This window comes from Tenacibaculum ascidiaceicola, from assembly GCF_047470925.1.
GTDB lineage: Bacteria > Bacteroidota > Bacteroidia > Flavobacteriales > Flavobacteriaceae > Polaribacter > Polaribacter discolor.
Genome location: NZ_JAZKJP010000004.1, coordinates 23,804 through 44,024, shown reverse-complemented (window position 1 = coordinate 44,024; position 20,221 = coordinate 23,804). Strand labels below are relative to the sequence as shown.

The 20,221-nt window shown below is 30.8% G+C and carries 18 protein-coding genes; 15 read left to right on the top strand and 3 right to left on the bottom strand.

Annotated elements, in window-relative coordinates; genetic code table 11:
- Positions 1–11 precede the first annotated feature (11 nt).
- On the top strand, positions 12–350 hold the full coding sequence (locus tag VBY68_RS02070; protein WP_415268722.1) for a hypothetical protein: 339 nt from the start codon (positions 12–14) through the stop codon (positions 348–350).
- Here VBY68_RS02070 and VBY68_RS02065 read toward each other — a convergent pair.
- Positions 340–753, bottom strand: a complete 414-nt coding sequence (locus tag VBY68_RS02065; RefSeq protein WP_028892127.1) for a group III truncated hemoglobin — start codon at positions 751–753, stop codon at positions 340–342. The genes VBY68_RS02070 and VBY68_RS02065 overlap by 11 nt on opposite strands.
- A gap of 71 nt (positions 754–824) precedes the next feature.
- Between VBY68_RS02065 and VBY68_RS02060 the strand changes: the two genes are divergently transcribed.
- From VBY68_RS02060 to VBY68_RS02000, 13 genes are all read left to right on the top strand, one after another.
- Positions 825–1,421, top strand: a complete 597-nt coding sequence (locus tag VBY68_RS02060) for a Crp/Fnr family transcriptional regulator (RefSeq protein WP_415268721.1) — start codon at positions 825–827, stop codon at positions 1,419–1,421.
- Positions 1,422–1,730: 309 nt separating this feature from the next.
- On the top strand, positions 1,731–3,029 hold the full coding sequence (locus tag VBY68_RS02055; protein WP_415268720.1) for a RelA/SpoT domain-containing protein: 1,299 nt from the start codon (positions 1,731–1,733) through the stop codon (positions 3,027–3,029).
- Between the two features lie 174 nt (positions 3,030–3,203).
- Positions 3,204–3,809: an SMI1/KNR4 family protein gene (locus VBY68_RS02050; RefSeq protein ID WP_415268719.1), complete on the top strand. Its 606-nt coding sequence runs from the start codon at positions 3,204–3,206 to the stop codon at positions 3,807–3,809.
- 965 nt (positions 3,810–4,774) lie between these two features.
- Positions 4,775–6,202 carry a T9SS type A sorting domain-containing protein gene (locus tag VBY68_RS02045; protein WP_415268718.1) on the top strand — a complete coding sequence of 476 codons (1,428 nt, stop codon included), beginning with the start codon at positions 4,775–4,777 and terminating at the stop codon, positions 6,200–6,202.
- Positions 6,203–6,220: 18 nt separating this feature from the next.
- A complete protein-coding gene (locus VBY68_RS02040) occupies positions 6,221–8,329 on the top strand; it encodes a hypothetical protein (RefSeq protein WP_415268717.1) in 2,109 nt (702 codons plus the stop codon).
- The gene (locus tag VBY68_RS02035; protein WP_415268716.1) at positions 8,326–9,165 is read left to right on the top strand and encodes a hypothetical protein; all 840 of its coding nucleotides are present in this window, start codon (positions 8,326–8,328) and stop codon (positions 9,163–9,165) included. Before VBY68_RS02040 ends, VBY68_RS02035 begins: the two co-directional genes overlap by 4 nt.
- The gene (locus tag VBY68_RS02030) at positions 9,158–9,703 is read left to right on the top strand and encodes a hypothetical protein (RefSeq protein WP_415268715.1); all 546 of its coding nucleotides are present in this window, start codon (positions 9,158–9,160) and stop codon (positions 9,701–9,703) included. The genes VBY68_RS02035 and VBY68_RS02030 overlap by 8 nt, the downstream gene beginning before the upstream one ends.
- 101 nt (positions 9,704–9,804) lie before the next feature.
- Positions 9,805–10,236: a hypothetical protein gene (locus VBY68_RS02025; RefSeq protein WP_415268714.1), complete on the top strand. Its 432-nt coding sequence runs from the start codon at positions 9,805–9,807 to the stop codon at positions 10,234–10,236.
- Between the two features lie 305 nt (positions 10,237–10,541).
- Positions 10,542–11,885 (top strand): adenylosuccinate lyase, encoded by a 1,344-nt coding sequence (purB, locus tag VBY68_RS02020; RefSeq protein ID WP_415268713.1) that lies wholly within the window; start codon positions 10,542–10,544, stop codon positions 11,883–11,885.
- Entirely contained in the window at positions 11,885–12,301 is a 417-nt protein-coding gene (locus VBY68_RS02015; RefSeq protein ID WP_099214573.1) for a hypothetical protein, read from the top strand. The genes purB and VBY68_RS02015 overlap by 1 nt, the downstream gene beginning before the upstream one ends.
- A 3-nt stretch (positions 12,302–12,304) precedes the next feature.
- A complete protein-coding gene (locus VBY68_RS02010; protein WP_099214574.1) occupies positions 12,305–13,084 on the top strand; it encodes a TerC family protein in 780 nt (259 codons plus the stop codon).
- 78 nt (positions 13,085–13,162) lie between these two features.
- On the top strand, positions 13,163–13,486 hold the full coding sequence (locus VBY68_RS02005) for a hypothetical protein (RefSeq protein ID WP_099214575.1): 324 nt from the start codon (positions 13,163–13,165) through the stop codon (positions 13,484–13,486).
- A gap of 52 nt (positions 13,487–13,538) precedes the next feature.
- A complete protein-coding gene (locus VBY68_RS02000; protein ID WP_121146693.1) occupies positions 13,539–15,800 on the top strand; it encodes a TonB-dependent receptor in 2,262 nt (753 codons plus the stop codon).
- Between the two features lie 69 nt (positions 15,801–15,869).
- Here VBY68_RS02000 and msrA read toward each other — a convergent pair whose 3' ends face one another.
- On the bottom strand, positions 15,870–16,529 hold the full coding sequence (gene msrA, locus VBY68_RS01995) for a peptide-methionine (S)-S-oxide reductase MsrA (RefSeq protein ID WP_415268712.1): 660 nt from the start codon (positions 16,527–16,529) through the stop codon (positions 15,870–15,872).
- Between the two features lie 144 nt (positions 16,530–16,673).
- On the opposite strand from msrA, the gene dnaX reads away from it, so the two are divergent.
- Positions 16,674–18,377, top strand: a complete 1,704-nt coding sequence (dnaX, locus tag VBY68_RS01990) for a DNA polymerase III subunit gamma/tau (protein WP_415268711.1) — start codon at positions 16,674–16,676, stop codon at positions 18,375–18,377.
- Here dnaX and VBY68_RS01985 read toward each other — a convergent pair.
- Entirely contained in the window at positions 18,366–20,189 is a 1,824-nt protein-coding gene (locus VBY68_RS01985; RefSeq protein WP_415268710.1) for a cation:proton antiporter, read from the bottom strand. The two genes, dnaX and VBY68_RS01985, sit on opposite strands and share 12 nt — an antisense overlap.
- Positions 20,190–20,221 lie beyond the last annotated feature (32 nt).

Below are 20,221 nucleotides of genomic sequence, written 5' to 3'. Positions count from 1 at the left end.
AACTAGTATGTATGGTAACTACTGAAAACTTAACCGCTGAAAAAACAATTCAAAAAACAAATAGTATGGGAATTACAGCTTACATCAATAAAAAAATTGCTGAAGGAGAACGAAATAGCATTGGTGTATCTATTATATTAATTACTGTAGGCTCTATGATTGCCTCCATAACAGCTGCTTTAGCCGTAAACGGTGATGTTAATTTATTTGCCCTAATTTTTGCTTGTGTAACGGCTATGGGAGCTAATGCTGCCGCCATAAGTCAACGCCCTTTTAAAATAATTGCTTGGGCATTTATTATTAATATAGTAGGTAATATTTCGTTGATTTTTTACCTACTTATGTCGTAGATGTAGGCTTCGGCTTTGCTTCAAACATTCTAAAAAAGAGCATAGAAGCTATGTTTCGTGCTCTTTCTTTAGCTTCATGCGCTTTTGTTCCGTCAAAAAGTTCATCAACCGTTTCAAACCACAATTGTAGCCAGCGTCCAAAGTGTTCTTGGTAAATAGAATACTCAAAATCTCTATCTACGTCTTTGTGTGCTTTCATAGGGTTTCCTTTAAACTTTCTAACAAAAAACAAATTGGTTTCCCAAAAATCGGTGAGCTTTTGTAAATGAGGTTCCCAAGTTTCTTCTGGAATTGTTTTTAAAAAAATAGGACCTATAAAATCATCCTTTCTAATTTTATCATTATAAAAGGTTGATACTAACTTATACACATCTTCCCTATTTTCTATGTCTCTTTTATCCATTTACAAATCGTTGTTGAAATACGCTACAAAAGTATATCTTTATGCTATTGCAATTTATGACTTAAATCATAATGATTCCAGAAGAACTCTTATTAAAATACCACGCTGAAACCAAAAGTTTTCAAAAAGACGAAATTATTTTTTCTGAAAAACAAACAGCTCATCATTACTATCAAATAGTAACTGGGGCTGTAAAAATGAATAATTTCAACGATGATGGCAAAGAGTTTATTCAAGGAATATTTTATAAAAACCAAAGCTTTGGTGAACCTCCCTTATTTATTGATGTTAAATATCCAGCCAATGCCGTAGCAATTTCTTATAGTACCATTTTAGTATTATCAAAGAAAAATCTTTTTGAGTTATTACAAGATAACCCTGAAATTCATTTAAAAATTACCCAAAGTTTAGCCAAACGTTTGTACTATAAAGCAATTATAGCTTCAGAAATATCGAGTCAAGAGCCTGCCCACAGAGTCCTTCGCTTTATTGATTATTTAAAAGACGATGTATATAAAGTTGAAGGAAAATACACTTTTAAAGTAGCCTATACACGTCAACAAATAGCTGATATTTTAGGTTTACGTGTAGAAACGGTTATTCGGGTCATAAAATCTTTAGAAAAAAAGGGAGACGTAAAAATTAGCAAACGAAAGGTATATCGTTAAAGCTTTCTTTAAAGAAACCATTTCAATTAAGTGTGTTACAAATCATAAAATTAATAGCTTTATGGAATTCCGTAAGAATTTGTACATCTCTTGTAGTAAGTTCGCTGGAATTGTATAATTAGTTAATAAATAACAGCAACTCGTTAATAACTTTGTTTTAGGTAACGTACTGGTTTTAATATATTTGAAAACGTATAAAATTGCTAAACTTTACGATATCTCACATTTTTTTCAGGGTAAAAAACTAAAGTTTGACATATAACGAGTGGTAGCTAATATCGCAAATCAAATGAAAATGAAATTTATTAAATGAAAATGACGTTAAAAACTAACGGAGACATAAATAGACTTGGCGATAAAATTAGAGATGAATATCCAAACATTAAAAACTCTACAAAAGAACAAATTCAAGAACACAGAATCTCTTTCAAAGAAACCACTAATGCTACTTTTAACTCTTTATGTTCCTTAAGCAAACGAGTCAACAAAAATGCAATTATTACTTATCGTATTAAACGAATTGAAACGATTATAGGAAAATTAAAAAGATTAAATACTGATCCAAAAAAAAAGCAATTATTTGCAAGGATGTGGGATATTTCTGGATGTAGGTGTATAGTTGATAATGATAGAGAAGTTTATAAGCTAGAAAAATTAATTTCTAAAAAATTCACAGTTCGAAAACGAACAGATTACATAAAAAAACCTAAACCTAATGGATATAAATCTCTTCATCTCTATTTACAACTGCCAAATGACAGTAAAGTTGTCGAAGTTCAATTAAGAAATAGAATTGACCATAATTGGGCTACTCTTGTAGAGATAACCGATGTAATCTTTGACTCCCAATTAAAAGAATATGGAAAAAATAAAAAACTAGAGAGATTCCTGTTTTTACTCTCAAAAAGAAAATCACTTGTTTTTAAGGACAAAATTTTCATTGCGTCAGTTTTAAAAGAATATAAGTATTTTGAAAACTTAAGTAAAGTTTTTACTCGTAACTACCTTAAAGTAAGAAACAGATGGTTAGATTTAGAAATGAAATACAATCACAAATTCTTTTTAATAGAAACAAAAAAAGATGAAATTCCTAAAATAAACTCGTTTGATGGATTTAATAAAGCGGAAGACGAATACTTCAAACGATATTTAACTAATCATAATTCTAATATAGTTTTAACTCATTTAACAAAACCAAGTTATAAAAACATAAGTAGTGCTTATTCAAATTACATTTTAACAGTACATAGTGTTCTAGATGACATCACAATCATTTTAAGAGAATTAATTATTGAATGCATCAAAGAAAAAAAGTATTTTCTTTTTCTAAAATATTACAATTTACATTTATCAATTTTATATAATCATATAAATAATTTAAACTCGGAAATATTGGTTTCAAAATCGATTGGAATGAATAATAAAATAAAACAAAATGAATGGAAAGCTGATATTAGGAGACAGAGAGAGAAAATAGAAAAAAACGAAAAAAAGTTATATCTTGAAGCAAATAAATATAAAATTGAATCAAGAATTGTCAAAATATTTTTGACTTATAGACTAAAGAGAATTATGAAGAGAAATAGAAAAAAAATAAAAAAATATTAGCTACAACAATAACTATAAGTAATTGCTTGTTCTCTCCTACTTCTGAAAATCCTCGCGGATTTTCAATTTGCTGTGTATTTGCAAAGTTAACCGCTAACCTACGCAACTAATCTTATACAAACCCATTGTAATACATTAAAAAAACAGAAGTCAATAAAAAAATATTAACAAGAAATGAAAAAATACGGATGTTTAATATTAATCATGTTTCTATTTGGTTCTTGCGGATTGAAAAACAAAAAATCAAATCTTGAACAAATATCTACGACAGAAAGTCAAATGAAAAAATTGATAAAAATATTAAACACGGACTCTAAGCAACATCAAGAAATTGGAGCAAAGTTAACCGACCCTGAAATTCAAAAGGTAGAAAATGAACTTAGTTTAAAGCTTCCTCCTTCGTATAAATTATTTTTAAAGGAATTTGGCAATGGAGCTTATTCGCTTTATATGAATTCCATAGATGATATTAAACAAAAAAACTTTTTGAACACATATCGCAAAGATTTAGGCGCAACTATCGAATTATTGAATGAAAAAGAATACAAAGTTCATTCTCTTCTTTGTTTAATGACAGAGGATTCAAATGGTGGAGCTTGGGTCTGGTTGACATCCGAAAGTGATGAAAACGGTGAATGGCCTTTAGCTTATTACAGTTTGAACGATAAAAAACTTCATTACAAGGTTGAAAATTTTATAGAATGGTTAAGGTTACTCACCAAGGGAAGATATGAAGTGATTAGGGAGTTAGATGTGGAAAACAAATTAGGATTAGGCTAAAAAACAATGATAAAAACGTATTACAACACTGGCTATAATTCATTACTGCGGATTTTTCCATAACACTCTCATAACCGAGATTGTTACAATTCATTTATACAATTCTCTACACACTTTATTGAATACTCCCGAATACTCCAGCATGGGTCACTGATACTACGGCACGCTCCGTTAACACTACGGCATGGGTCGCTGATACTACGGCATGCTCCGTTAACACCACGGCACGGGTCGCTGATACTACGGCATTCTCCGTTGACATCACGGCACGGGTCGCTGATATCACGGCATGCTCCGTTAACACCAAGGCATGGGTCGCTGATATTACGGCACGCTCCGTTGACACCACGGCACGGGTCGCTGATACTACGGCACGCTCCGTTAACTCCACGGCACGGGGCGCTGATACTACGGCACGCTCCGTTAACACCACGGCATGGGTCGCTGATATCACGGCATGCTCCGTTAACACCACGGCATGGGTCGCTGATACTACGGCACGCTCCGTTAACTCCACGGCACGGGTCGCTGATATCACGGCATGCTCCGTTAACACCACGGCACGGGTCGCTGATACTACGGCACGCTCCGTTGACACAACGGCATAGGTCTTCTATAATTATATCTTAAAATAAATCTGTAATACTATTCTATTTTTTTGGTAGGGTAAATTATTATCTACTTGTTTCATTAGCGAAAAAAATTGTTCTCTTTAAAAAATTGCAACCCGAATAATTAAATCGATATGAAAACAAAATTCAACTATTTATTAGTTGTTCTTTGCTTTGCTTGTATTCATGTACAAGCACAAGAACAAAAAAATGAAGATCACAGAAAAAAGCTATGTAATTTATTTCCAACGCTTCATAATTATACACCCCTACACGTAAAATCTTAATCATTCCCCTTAGGTATGAGAAAAATATTATTGCTAAGAATTTTAACTTAATTATTAATACATAAAAATGAAAATTACTAGGATTATTGTATTGATTGCTTTATTTACATCAGTACTCAATGCACAAGAAAAAGAAGTTGATTGCGATTTCAACATTAACAGAGCTTATTACCATTTAGAAGGAAATGAGTTTTTTAAAAAAGACAAACAAAAAGCTATTGAATACCTAACCCCTTGTGTAGAAACTGAAAACCCAGTGGCACAACTAATGATGGGACGTATTTTACTAGAGGAAGCCACAGAAGAAAGTTACACAAAAGCTTTTAAGCTAATTAAAGTAGCTGCAAAACAAGACAATGCTATTGCTGCTACTGATTTAGGAATATTATATAAGTATGGTAGAGGGTGTAAACTTAACTATAACAAAGCGAGAAAATGGTTTGAAAAAGGATTTGAACTAGGAAATACCAAAGCTGCTTATTTATTAGGTTACTTGTATTTAAAAGGTTTTGGAAACATACAACAAGACTATACCAAAGCAGTTAGTTGGTTTGAAAAGAGCGACTATCCTATGGCGAAATATTGGTTAGGGATTTGTTACTACCACGGTTATGGAGTAGAGAAAAATGTAGCCAAAGCAAATGAGTTATTAAAAACCAATTTCGATACAGTAAAAGGAGCTAACACAAGTGAAGCTTCTAAAAACTCAGAAGTAATAAATGTAGAGGAAATTAAGCATGTTATAAATGAAGAAGAGACAGCTACATCAGCAGAAGTTACCAAACAACAACTTAACGGAGTGTGGGAAGGCGATTTATTGTTTTTTGATTGGTCAGCAACTCATATAGAAAACAAAATTCCTTTTAAAATTACAGCGAAGTATAATGCAGAAAGTGATGTATTACATATCACTACGACCATTGCTGATAAAAAACAAAATGTAGACTTTACTAAATTAGACAACAGTCTTTACTTTAACAATTTTACTGTTGAATTACCACATAGTTCATTTAGTAAAAACATTCCTGCTGTTTTAGAGCATCAATTACTTTCTGCTGATGTTTCTATCAAACAGTTTAATTCTGAAACCTACTTAACAGGAAACTTGGAGACTTATGTGAGTGCTTGGAAAGAATCGGGAGTACCTATTCGTTTTGTCTTAAAAAAGAAAAAGAAATTAGAAAACTCAGAAGAAGAGCTTTCAGAAGATGCTTTAGCTGCACTTTCAAAACAAGAAGATAGTTTTATAAAGCTATACCCTAATCCTTTTGAAAAAGATGTAATTGTATCCTATTCATTAGAACAGCCAGCAAATACAAAGGTTACCATCACCAACATGAATGGATTACGAGAAAGAGTAATAAAACCTTTAGCTAGTCAGGAAACTGGTAACTACCAATATTATGTTGAGGGAACGGATTTACCTAAAGGAATGTATGTAGTAACCATACTAGTAGGAAAAGAAAGAAAAACAAGAATTATCATCAAAAAATAATTGCTAGAAAACACACAAATGAAAAGAATATATATACAGTTTTTACTACTACTTTTAGTAAGTACATTTAATATTGATTTACAAGCTCAAAGATTAAGTATACTTGAAAAATCAACTATCGGAGATGAATTCTTAATAGCTCCAGATGGTACATATAGTGAATTAAAACCAATTTTAGCAGGAAGATGTAGCGGTTGTGAAATACCTGATTTAGATATTAGAGACAATTCATCCAATTGGAGTAACTCTTTCGATGCTGCTGCACTTAATGAAACTTTAATCAGAAGAGCTGCAAAAAAGAAATTAAAAAAATGGTATAATAGACAAGTAAATGAAATAGTTAAACCTGCTATAGATAAAAAATTCGGCAGAACATTTTCTAGTTTTAATGAAGCTAAAAATGAGCTTTTAATAGATTCTGAAAGAAGAAATATCGTTACTTTTTCAAGACCTCTTAGAGATAAATACTCTCGTTTAAGAACTCGCGGATTTAAAGCTAAAGAAAAGCATTTAAAAGAGCTAAAGTTATTAAAGCTAAGAGAAGCAGAAATTAAATCAGGAAATATAAATAATCCTTCCTTTGGTTATACTAAAGTACAAGGAGTATACTTAAAAGATATAAAGAGTTTAAGCTCTTTAAAGTCAAAATGGACTCCTTTATTTGATGATTTTAGCAAGAACATCGCTGAAACTCATATAAATAACCATATGTTTAAAAGTATAGGTAGAGGAGTTGAATCAGAGGTAATAAAACTTAAAAACCAACATTACAATAGTTTAAACACTTGGGACAGGCTAAGCTTATTACAGTTTTTAGTTCATTATGAAGAGTATAAAAAGCTAAGTTCTCCTCCATACCTTGTTCCTGAACATATTAATAATATGTTTAAAAAGTTTAATAATATCGATAAAGCTACGCCTGAGTTAATAGAAAATTTGTCTATAAAAAATAGAACAGGTGGTTTTTCAGTTTTTGATGGTAGAACCTATTACAAGTTATTAAGCGCTTATACGTCACCTCCTGCTTTACCTGGAGGTGAGTATATGGCCAAAATGGAATGGGAAAGATTAAAAAATCAAGCATTAGATAAATTATTAAACTCTACGAGTACCGCTGATTTTGCGATAACTAATTTAATTGGTGAATTAAACATTACTAATAATACTCAAAAAAACTGGTTGTATGAACACAAAACAGCCGCTAATAATTTTATCGGATTTGCTAACAGTAATAGAGTTAGTAATAAAATAACAAACAAAGCTAAAATATTTTCAAACACAACTATACAAATTTTAAGTAACCAAAACCTTACAAGTTCTCAAAAGTACAACCAGTTTGTAATAGCTTATAATTCTTTTGACCCTATTTTACCAAATACAGCTCAAAAAAAGGATTACGAAGTTAAAATTAAAAAATATGCAACTTCTTTTAAACAATGGGGAAACAAAGAATTTGGAAATTATCTAGAAAGCCTTCTACCCTTAGATTCTTCTTTTTCAGATGAAGATTATAAAATACTATATAAAACAATAAGAAAAAAAGCAGGGGAATTAGCATGGGATTATGTTAGAGCTATTGTAGGTCAAACATTTGAAAGTTTTCAGCCAGTTATAGAAATGGCACTATGGGAAGTAGGTGGTGGTTTGGCCTTAAAAGTATTGAGTAAACTACCTGTGAGGTATTTAACAACACCTATTAAAAATGTAATTACTAGACTTAGAACACCTGCTTCATCAGCATTTTCTAACTTAAAGCATGCTAAAAAATTTGGCATACAATCATATAAGCAATTAGGAAAACAATTTAAAGAGTTAGGTATCTCTGCAAAACAGTTAGGAGTTGAAAAGCATCATCTTTTTGAACAAAGATTTGTTAAGCAGCTAGGTGACAAATTAGGTAGAAATACAGATGATTGGTTAAGTATAGTTGTAGAAAAAACTAATAAATTAGCACAAAGTGAACACTATAAATTCACACAGGCTTGGAAGAAAGCAATAGGTTATGATGGGCAAGCCGCAGGTTGGACTAAAAAAACAACAAGTTCAGCTACTATAGATGATATTTATATGGCTGCAAAAGAGATATATAAAGATTACCCTGAAATATTAAAAGCATTAGGATTATGATAAAACATTATTTGCTTTTTGCAAAATGGCGAAAAAAAGATGTTGAATTTTTAAATAGTTTAAAATTAGATAGACTAGTTGAAGAAGGATACTTTGGTATACCGTTAGAAGAAGGCGAAGTCAAAAAAAAGATTTTGGAACATTACTCAAAAAAAGATTCTCTTTTTCAAAAAACAAAACCTTCTGAGTTTTCTTTAAAATTTCAATCTGTAACGTTTTCAAAAAAAGAATTAGATAATGCAGGATATTATGCTCTTAATGGTATTTTTCAAAAAAATAATGGCTACCCTGAACCTCAAAATTCTTTAAAATATGAAGATATTATATTCAAATATGACAATAAAAAGTTTAGAGTAAATAAAACTCAAATAGCCCCTTTTAGCGTTAAAAAACCTAAGTGGAATAAAACTCAAAAGGGATTTAGTTTAGAGTGGGAATTTGAATTTGCTTTCTTTAAAAAAGAGTTTTACCAAGAGGTGCTTGCACCTCTTGGTTTACAAGCCATGGATGTTTTAGATTATAAAACTGGTAAACCTTTGGAAGATACGGTACAATTGATTATTCCTACTGCGAAAAGTAAACTATTGTTAGAGGGATCGGCTTATGATATTCATCCATTAAGTGAAACTGGCGGGTATAAACAATATGCTTTACAAACTTTAGACTTTTTCCCCCCTTTCGAAAAAAAAATTGACTTTCATATATGCTATAGTCAAGAAGAACTGTTAAGAGGTCATAGGAAAATAATCATTTCTAAAGAGTTTTGTGATTTATTAGTTAAGCACAATATTATTGAGTATACCACTGATCAATTAACACCTTTGAAACATGAATAAAAAAATAATAGTAACGCTAATACTATCTTCTTTCTTAGCTTTCAAATCTTTCTCTCAAGAGAAAAAAATAGAAGAAATGTATCAAGAATGCTTGTATAACTCGCTACATGATAAAGGGAAAAAATTAAAAAGAATAAACAAAGAATTTGAAAATTATTTAATTAATAAAGAAATTCTAAAAGATAGTTCAGAAAGTAGTTATAAGAAGTTTTTAAATATACTACATACCTCCAAAGGAAAAGTTATGAAAGCTTCTTTTACATATCCATACTTAGACTCAATGCACAATATTGAAAACGGAAAGCCTATTTTTTTTAAGTTAGATAGTTCTTGTGTAAAAGAAATAGTATTAAATGACGATTTTACAAAACATTTAGAAAAAATGGAATCTTTGATACCAAAAGAAAAGACAGAAGATCTAAGTTTACTATTTAAAAAAATGGATGAAGTTTTTTCTGAGGAAGATTTTAAGTTAGATTATTATAAGCAAAAATTCTTTATACTTCTTTGTGTATATAATGAAGTTAAATACTTTTAATAAAAAAGAGCTTTTATCTGTATCTTAGTTTAGTTTCAAAGATATTGGAAAGAAAAAGATAATAATATTCTACATTCCTTGGAATGGAATAAATTAACATTATGGAAGAAAAATATAAAAAGTTTGGTGAAATTATTATAAAAAAATTCAGAGATGAAAACTATGCTAATTATCTAAAAAGCACAGAACAAGCTAGAAAAATCACAATAAAAGAGTATTATAATTTAAAAAGAAACGAAAATTACGATAGTAATTTACAGAAGATTGAAGATGAAAGATTTGAATTTATAAATAGTTTAAGTGACACCCAAAAAGAACAATTAGATAAGCTTATTTTAAAAACTCTAGACGATACTGCTTTTAATTTTTTAAGAGAGATTGAAGAAGACTTTCATTTTAACGAAAGTATTGGTTTAATTTTTAAAGGTAAATCAATTGAAGACATTTATGACGAATTTTTGTCAGGTACGTTTTTTGGTGAATATTTTTTATGGATTAATAAATACAGTAAGTATGGAGATTTTCAGTATTAATTTATAGTAAATATTTTTTCTTATTAAAATTAAAAATAGGTATCGTTATTTGGGTACCTATTTTTAATTTTAGTATCACTCAGTGAAACTTTAATGCTTTTTTCTTTTATAGTGAGACTAAACAAATGATTGTATGAAAATATTTTTAGAAAAAAGTTTTTAGTTTGGTTATCACAAACAAAATTCTATATACTTCTTTGTACCTAAATGAGATTGCTTTTATTTAGTACTAAAATTCCTGTAGTTTATCTCTAAAAAAAGGGAAGTATTTTCTATTTTTGTGCCTTTCAACACAACAACAAAACATGAACTTAACAGAATTAAACGCCATCTCTCCTATTGATGGTAGATACCGTAACAAAGTAGCAAGCTTAGCGAACTATTTTTCAGAAGAAGCTCTAATAAAATATCGTGTAAAGGTAGAAATTGAATATTTCATTGCTTTATGTGAAATTCCATTACCTCAATTAGCCGATTTCAACAAAGATTTATACGATGATTTACGTAAAATTTATGAAGACTTTTCTGCTGAAGATGCGCTAAAAATCAAAGAAATTGAAAGCGTTACCAATCACGATGTAAAAGCTGTTGAGTACTTTATTAAAGAAAAGTTTGACAAGCTAAACTTGAATAAGTATAAGGAGTTTATCCACTTCGGATTAACATCTCAAGATATTAACAACACTGCTATTCCATTATCTATTAAAGATGCTATGGAAGAAGTATACTACCCTACTTTAGATACCTTAGTTTGCAAATTAGCTGATTTATCTGAAGAATGGGAAAACGTACCAATGTTAGCAAGAACTCACGGACAACCAGCCTCTCCTACTCGTTTAGGAAAAGAGTTTTTTGTATTTGTAGAGCGTATTAACAATCAAGTTATTCACATACAACATACACCACATGCTGCGAAGTTTGGTGGAGCTACAGGTAATTACAATGCACACAAAGTAGCGTATCCAGATATCGACTGGAAAAACTTCGGTACTCATTTTGTTGAAGAAGTGTTAGGTTTACACCACTCCTTCCCTACTACGCAGATTGAGCACTACGACCACATGGCAGCTTTATACGACGGATTAAAACGTGTAAATACAATTTTAATTGATTTAGATCGCGATGTTTGGACGTACGTTTCTAACGACTACTTCAAACAAAAAATTAAAAAAGGTGAAGTTGGTTCATCTGCAATGCCACATAAAGTAAATCCTATTGATTTTGAAAACTCTGAAGGAAACTTAGGTATTGCCAACGCTATTTTTGAGCATTTATCTGCTAAGTTACCAGTTTCAAGATTACAACGTGATTTAACTGATAGTACGGTATTACGTAACGTTGGAGTTCCTTTTGGACATACATTAATCGGTTTTGCTTCTACCTTAAAAGGATTGAACAAGTTATTATTAAACGAAGCTAAATTTGCTGAAGATTTAGAAAATAACTGGGCGGTAGTTGCTGAGGCTATCCAAACAATTTTACGTCGTGAAGCGTACCCTAATCCATACGAAGCGTTAAAAGGATTAACACGTACCAACGAAAAAATCAACAAAGATTCTATCGCTAACTTCATTGATACTTTAGAAGTTTCTGATGCGATTAAGAATGAATTAAAACAAATTACACCATCTAATTACACAGGTATATAATGAGATATTTACTTACTTTTTTAGTTTTATTTTTAGCTATTTCGTGTGCTCCAGAAAAAAAAGGAGATCCAACACGTTTTGTTCACGGAACGTTTGAAATTCCTGCTGGTGATAACTACGGAAAAACAACTATTGTAAGAAAAGATAGCTTACAAATAGAAGAATACACTAAAAAAGTAAGTATTTCAACTGACAGTTTAGTTACTGAAAAAGAAATAAAACATATAGATACACTCTACATCAAGTGGAAAAATAATTTTGCATACACTTTGCAAATGAAAAATCCGAAAACTGATTTAGATAAAGATCCTATATTTGTTCAAATAACTAAAGTAACTGACAGCTCTTATAGTTTTACCGCAAAAATTGGCTATTCTAACTTTAAGCAAAAAGGAACTGTATATAAAGTAAAATAAACTATGGAAATTTTCTTACAACCTGATACTTGGGGTGCACTTGTTACCTTAACTTTTTTAGAAATTGTATTAGGTATTGACAACATTATTTTTATTTCAATAGCGGCAAATAAGCTACCTGAAAATCAACAAAAAAAAGCTACTAATATTGGGCTATTCTTAGCCATGATACTTCGTATTGCTTTACTTTTTGGTATTTCGTTGCTTATTGCTATGAATTCTCCTTTTTTTAATATCGATTTATCTTGGCTTAATGCAGGAGTTACAGGTCAAGCATTAATTTTATTTGCTGGTGGTATATTCCTTTTATATAAGAGCACTAAAGAAATTCACCATAAAGTAGAAGGACATCTTGAAGACGAAACTGATGGTAAACCTAAAAAAGGCTATACATTAACACAAGCTATTATACAAATTACGTTAATTAACATCGTTTTCTCTTTTGATTCTATTTTAACGGCTGTAGGAATGACTAATGGTATTGAAGGAGCTATGATAATTATGATTACCTCTGTAGTATTATCTATGGTTATTATGATGTTATTTGCAAACCCTGTAGGGAAGTTTGTTAGTAAGCACCCAACTATTCAAATGTTAGGATTATCTTTCTTAATCTTAATTGGGTTTATGCTGATTGCTGAAGGTGCTCACTTATCTCACGCTACTCTTTTTGGAGAGGAAATAGGAAGTATTCCTAAAGCTTATTTATACTTTGCCATTACTTTTTCTTTAGTAGTAGAAATGCTAAATATGAAAATGAGAGGCAACTCAAAAAAGCATTAAGAAAATATTAAGACTATAAAAAAATAAAACCTAATAGTAAATTTCTATTAGGTTTTATTTTTTATACTTTTGTACTCAGTGATTAAGCTCAAAAAACATATTGCACTACTAAGTATATTAATTCTACTATTACCAACAGTAGTTTTAACAATACACTTATTTGAAAATCATGAGCATACTGTTTGTACATCTACTAGTGAGCATCACTTTCATGCGCAAGAACTAGATTGTTCTTTAGCTCATTATCATTTAAATACATTTACGTATCAAACTGCTGAATACTTTTCAGTTATTCCGCAACACTTTTACAAATTAGATTACGAGACACAACCTCAGTTAATCTCTTATGTGTATGCTGATAAAAAATCTTCAAGAGCACCACCATATTTTACTGTATCATAACATTGTTATAAACAACTAACAAAACACATCGTTAACAGTAAAATTCATTTTAATGAAGAAAATTATAAATTTCCTATTATTCATAGGAGTATCTGCTATATATGCACAAAACAGTTTATCAGGAAAAATCACAGACACTGATAATCAACCACTTTTAGGAGTAGAAGTTTACTCAGAACAATTACATAAAGGAACCGTAACCAATGAAAATGGTACCTACAACGTACAAAACATTCCTAACGGAAAAGTAACCTTTAACTTTACATTCTTAGGTTTTAAAACTGTTTCAAAAGAGTTTGATTTTAATAATGAAAACATCTCTTTTGACCTTCACTTAGAAGAGTCTATTTTTAAAATAGATGAAGTAATTATTTCAACTCCATTTAATAAATTACAATCAGAAAATGTAATGAAAGTTGAACGTCTTTCGGCTAGAGCTCTTCAAAAAACAGGAGCTACAACATTGGCGGAAGGGATTACAAACATTGCAGGGGTATCTCAAGTTTCTACAGGAACGTCTATCGGTAAACCTGTTATTAGAGGTTTAAGCGGAAACAGAGTTTTAGTATACACACAAGGTATCCGACTAGAAAACCAACAATTTGGTGGAGAACACGGTTTGGGTATTAACGATGCTGGTGTTGCTGGTGTAGAAGTTATTAAAGGCCCTGCTTCTCTTTTATACGGTTCTGATGCTTTAGGTGGTGTTTTATATATTCAACCAGAAAAATTTGCTCCAGAGAATACTACTAAACTTAATGTGAATCAGCGTTACTTTAGTAATACTTTAGGTACAAATACTTCGGTTGGCTTAACATCTTCTTTAAAAAACTGGCAATTCTTAGCTAGAGGAACTTATGCGCAACATGCAGACTACAAAACACCTGACTATAGAGTAACTAATACACGTTTTAAGGAAAAAGATTTAAAATTAGGTGTAGGGTTTCATGAAAAGAATTTTTCTTCAGAGTTACGTTATAACTTCAACAACTCTAAACTAGGATTAACTGAAGGTATTGGAGAACAAACGAAAGAAACGCATTTTGAAACTCCTTATCAAGATATTGACAATCATATTATAAGCTTACACAATCATATTTTCTTTAAAAACTCAAAATTAGATATCGATTTAGGATATACTATTAATAACCGTAAAGAGTTTGAAGAACATCATGAACATGAGGAAGAGGAAACTGAAGAAGAACACGAAGAGCATGAAGAAGGTGAAGCTGCTTTAGATATGAAGCTAAAAACGTTTAGTTACAACACAAAATATCACCTTCCTAAGTTTGGTAAATTTGAAGTTTTAATAGGTGCTCAAGGTTTACACCAAACCAACACTAACTTTGGTGAAGAATTGTTAATTCCTAATGCTACTGTAAATGATTTTGGTGTATTTACTACAGCAAACGTTGAATTGAATGATAATACTTCTTTACAAGCTGGTATTCGATATGACAATAGAGCTATAACTACCGAAAGACATGAAGTAGCTCATGAAGATGAAATACATATTTTTGAAGCTATAGATAAATCTTTTAATAGTTTTACTGCTTCTTTTGGTGCTAAAACTAAACTTTTTAATGCTGTTACAACTCGTTTAAATATTGCAAGTGGATTTAGAGCTCCAAACCTTGCTGAATTAACTTCTAACGGAGTACATCACGGTACAAATCGTTTTGAAGTTGGTAACAACAACCTAGTTAATGAGAAGAATTTACAATTTGATCTTTCTTTAGATTATAACACTGAACACTTTGAGTTATTTGCCAATGGTTTTTATAATAAATTAAACGATTACATCTACTTATCTCCTACTGGTGAAATTGAAGATGATGCTCCTGTATATTCTTACTCTCAAGAAGATGCAAAATTGTATGGAGGTGAGTTTGGTTTTCACTTACACCCTCACCCTCTTGATTGGCTACATTTAGAAAGTAGTTTTGAAACGGTAATTGGTAAACAAGATAATGGAAACTATTTACCACTAATTCCAGCAAATACCTTAAAAAACACACTTAGAACTGAGTTTTCTAATGAAAAGTGGTTACCAAACGGATATGCTTCTGTAAGCTTACATTCATTTTTTAAGCAAGATAATGTTAGTGAGTTTGAAACAGCAACACCTGCTTATAATCTAGTTAATTTAGGTATTGGAGGTGATATTATCATTAGTAAATACACTTTTACTACATCTTTAACCATAAATAATCTTTTTGATAAGAAGTACATAAATCACTTATCTAGATTAAAGCCTGATAATATTTTTAACCCTGGTAGAAATATTGTTTTAGGAATAAACTTTACTTTATAAAATAAATAACTCCCCAGTAACGCTGTTGCTGGGGAGCTTTTTATATAAACAAACTTTAACTTAATAAAGTTACCCGTCTTTTCTTTTTTTAAGCAATTCCGGAAACTTGCGTTTAAACCGATTTAATCGAGGAATTGATACTTTTTGCACATATGGATTCTCTGGGTGCAAACGTTCATAGTTTTGATGATACTCTTCCGCAGGATAAAACCTCTCCATCTTTTTTACCTCTGTAACTATTTTCCCATGATACACATCTTTGTTTAACTTTTTAATAGTATTTTCTATTATCTGTTTTTCTTCTTGTGTTTTATAAAACGCTATTGACCTATATTGTGAACCATAATCTGGATGTTGTCCGTTTTTAGTAGTTGGATTATGCGAACCAAAAAATACAGTTACTAATGTTTGAAAACTAACTTTTTTCGGGTTGTAATATACTGCTACCGATTCTGCATGTCCTGTACGGCCTGTTCCAATTGTTTTATAAGTTGGGTTTTTAGTGTGTCCTCCTGCATATCCTGATACTGCTTCCTCTACTCCATTCACACTTTCAAAAATTGCTTCTACACACCAAAAACAACCACTTGCAAAGTAAGCTACTTTTGTTTCTGAGGTTGTTTGTATTGATACCTCTTTTAGTTTTTCTTCTTTTTTTTGTGAGAAACTTAATAACGTTACCGCTAAAACAACAGCCGTAAACACTGCTACTCCTTTGAATATCTTCATGTAATTACTATTATTTATATGTTAGTTGGTCGTAGAAAGTATGCAAATTTTACAATTGTTTACAACTTTAATATTTCCTTAATAATTTTGTTTGCGTGTTGCCACCGTGTTTTCTATTTTTGTTCGAGTAAACAGTAGATTTTAATGGAACATTTTATAGTATCGGCACGTAAATATCGTCCTCAAAATTTTGAGGATGTCGTAGGGCAACAAGCCATTACTAATACGTTAGAAAATGCTATACAAAACAACCATTTAGCTCAGGCTTTATTGTTTACAGGACCTCGTGGTGTTGGTAAAACATCTTGTGCTCGTATCTTGGCTAAACGTATTAACCAAGAAGATGCAACTACAGATGATGAAGATTTTGCTTTTAATATTTTTGAATTAGATGCGGCTTCTAACAACTCGGTTGATGATATTCGTAACTTAACTGATCAAGTTCGTATACCTCCTCAAACAGGAAAATACAAAGTGTATATCATTGATGAGGTTCACATGCTTTCTCAAGCTGCTTTTAACGCTTTTTTAAAGACGTTAGAAGAACCACCAGCACATGCTATTTTTATTTTAGCGACTACAGAAAAACATAAAATTATACCAACGATATTATCTCGTTGTCAAATTTTTGATTTTAAACGCATTGGTGTTTTAGATGCTAAAGAGTATTTAAAAACAATTTGTGCTAAAGAGAATATTACTGCTGAAGATGATGCACTTCATGTAATTGCTCAAAAAGCTGACGGTGCAATGCGTGACGCCCTTTCTATTTTTGATAGGGTTGTAAGTTTCTCAGGAAACAACCTAACTCGCGAAGCTGTTTCCCAAAACTTAAATGTGTTAGACTACGATGTGTATTTTAACATTACCGATTTATTACTTGGAAATAAAATTCCAGAAGTTTTAATGGCTTTTAATGATGTGTTGGGAAAAGGTTTTGAGGGACATCATTTTATAAACGGTTTGGCTTCTCATTTTAGAGATTTGTTAGTTGCAAAAGATCAAGCTACTATAGCTTTACTAGAGGTTGGTGATAATACTAAGAAAAAATACTTAGAACAGGCTTCTAAAGCTAGTATGCAGTTTTTACTCCCTGCTATAGACAAGGCTAATGATTGCGACTTGAAATATCGAGGAAGTAAAAACCAACGATTATTGGTAGAACTTACTTTAATGCAAATTGCCTCTATCACTTTTGATGGAGCAAAAAAAAAATCTAGCAACTACATAATTCCTGCTACTTTTTTTACCTCTTTATCTCCTTCAGTTAAAAAGACTGAGGTAAAACCTGCTGTTGCTAAAAGTCCTAAAAAAGCTGAAGCAACTCCTGTAATAACTACAGTTACAAAAGAGGCTCCTCCTACTAAACCTGTTTTAAAGAATATTAAGCGTCGTACTTCTGCTTTATCTTTAAAAAGTTTACATCAAAAGAAAGAAGTAAAAAGTACTATAGATGTAGAAGAAAACTACGACAATCATCCAAGAACTCCTTTCACTCAAGATGAGTTAAAAGATGCCTGGAAAAAATACTATTTCCAACTACAAAATTTTGGAGAACGAAGTATAGCTGCCATTTTAGCTTCTGATGAGCCTAAGTTACAAGAGGATTTTACTATTATTTTTTCATTACCTAATGACTTAATGAAGTCTCAACTTGAAAAAGGTAAGCCTAAACTATTACGCTTTTTACGTGAAAAGTTAAATAACTATGGTATTCAAATTAATGTTATTGTAAATGAAACTGTAGAAAAAAAGTTTGCCTATACTCCTCAAGAGAAGTATGACAAACTAAAAGAAAAAAATCCGTTAATTGAAACGTTAAAGAATACTTTCGGGTTAGATGTTTAAATTCTTACCTACATAAACTAACTTCCAATCTTCTATTTTCTTAACGTTTTTCTCAAATTCTGAAATTAATAGAATTTCATTTTTCTGGCTCTTAACAAAAATTGGTATTGATTTTTGATCACGATTAATTTCATCTATTTTATTTTTATAGTCATCAATAGAATTTACTACTGTTTCGTGAATTTCAGGGAATTCTCTTACAGCTTCCATTAAATTAATATAATCATCTTCTATTGTAAATAAATGATCTTCATCTTCATAATCTTTCGTAATGACTTCTTGTGAAGTTGCTAAACGATAAGCTCCTTGTTCACCAAAAATCGATGAAAAGTTTGAGATCACAAATTTGTTAATTGAATCACTTCCTGTCATTGCTATTAAATATCCTACATCATTTAATTCAATATTATCTGTTAACTCATCATCATAAATATTTACTTCAATTGATTCTAATCCTTCTTCTTTAGCTTTTTCTACATTTTCAATATTAGAATCAATTAATACTACTCTTCTTTTATTCTCTTTTAAGTACTTAGCAATCATTCTTGCTAAATCTGAAGCTCCAACTATCATAATTGCATTAGAACGCTCTAAAAACACTCCTACTAGCTTAGAAAACAATCTTGCTGTTGTTGCGTTTAACAAAACAGTTCCTAAAACTACCATAAATACCAAAGGAGTTATATACTCAGCACCATCAATTCCTTGCTTTAGCAGTTTACTTCCAAATAAAGAAGCAATACCTGCCGCAACAATACCTCTTGGTCCTACCCAACTAATAAACAGTTTTTCGTTTGTTTTTAAGTTTGATTTTGATGTACTTAAAAATACTGCTAATGGACGTATTACGAACACTATTAAAGCAAATAAAAGCAATGTTTTCCACTCGTATAATAGTGTTAGTTCTTTATAATCAATATTTGCTGATAGTAAAATAAATAGTATTGAGATTAATAAAACACTTAATGATTCTTTAAAGTATAATATCTCTTTTAAATTCTTAAGTTTACTATTTCCTAGTACCATTCCCATAACCACAACAGCTAGTAATCCTGACTCATGAGCAAACAATTCAGATTCTACAAACACTAGTAAAACAGTGGATAAAGAAACCACATTTAATAAGTAATGTGGCACCCATTTTTTATTTATCACAAAAATTAAGGCGTGTGCAAAAGTGAATCCGAAAGTGGTTCCGAAAAGGATTATTTTTAAGAACTCTAATAAAGCAGTCCCTGTAAAACCTGCACCACCTCCTACACTTATAAATTCAAAAACAAGTACAGCTACTAAAGCTCCAATTGGATCTATTAATATTCCTTCCCATTTTAAAACTGCTGAAACGTCTTTTTTAAGCGGTATATTTCTAAGAATTGGTGTTATTACTGTAGGCCCTGTAACAATTATTAGACCTGAAAACAAAAATGATAATTCCCAATTTAAACCAAACACATAGTGAGCAATTATGGCTCCTCCAAAAAAAGTAATCGCCGATCCTAGGGTTATTAATTTTGTAATAACTGGGCCTATATTTTTTATTTCTCCTCGTCGTAAAGTTAGTCCTCCTTCAAAAAGAATAATACTAATAGATAATGACACGAAATAATACAGTCCATCACCAGGAAACAATCCTTTTTCTCCATTCCATATAGGTTCTATCCATTTACTTCCATCATCATTAAAAAATTCTGCTGCAATAGGCCCTACAAGTAATCCAATTAAGATTAAAGGTAAAATTGCTGGTATTTTAAACCTCCAAGCTACCCATTGCGCCAAAATTCCAAGTATAATTATCCCTGCTAGTTCTAACATAGTTTATTTTTAAAAAGACTAAAAATACAGCT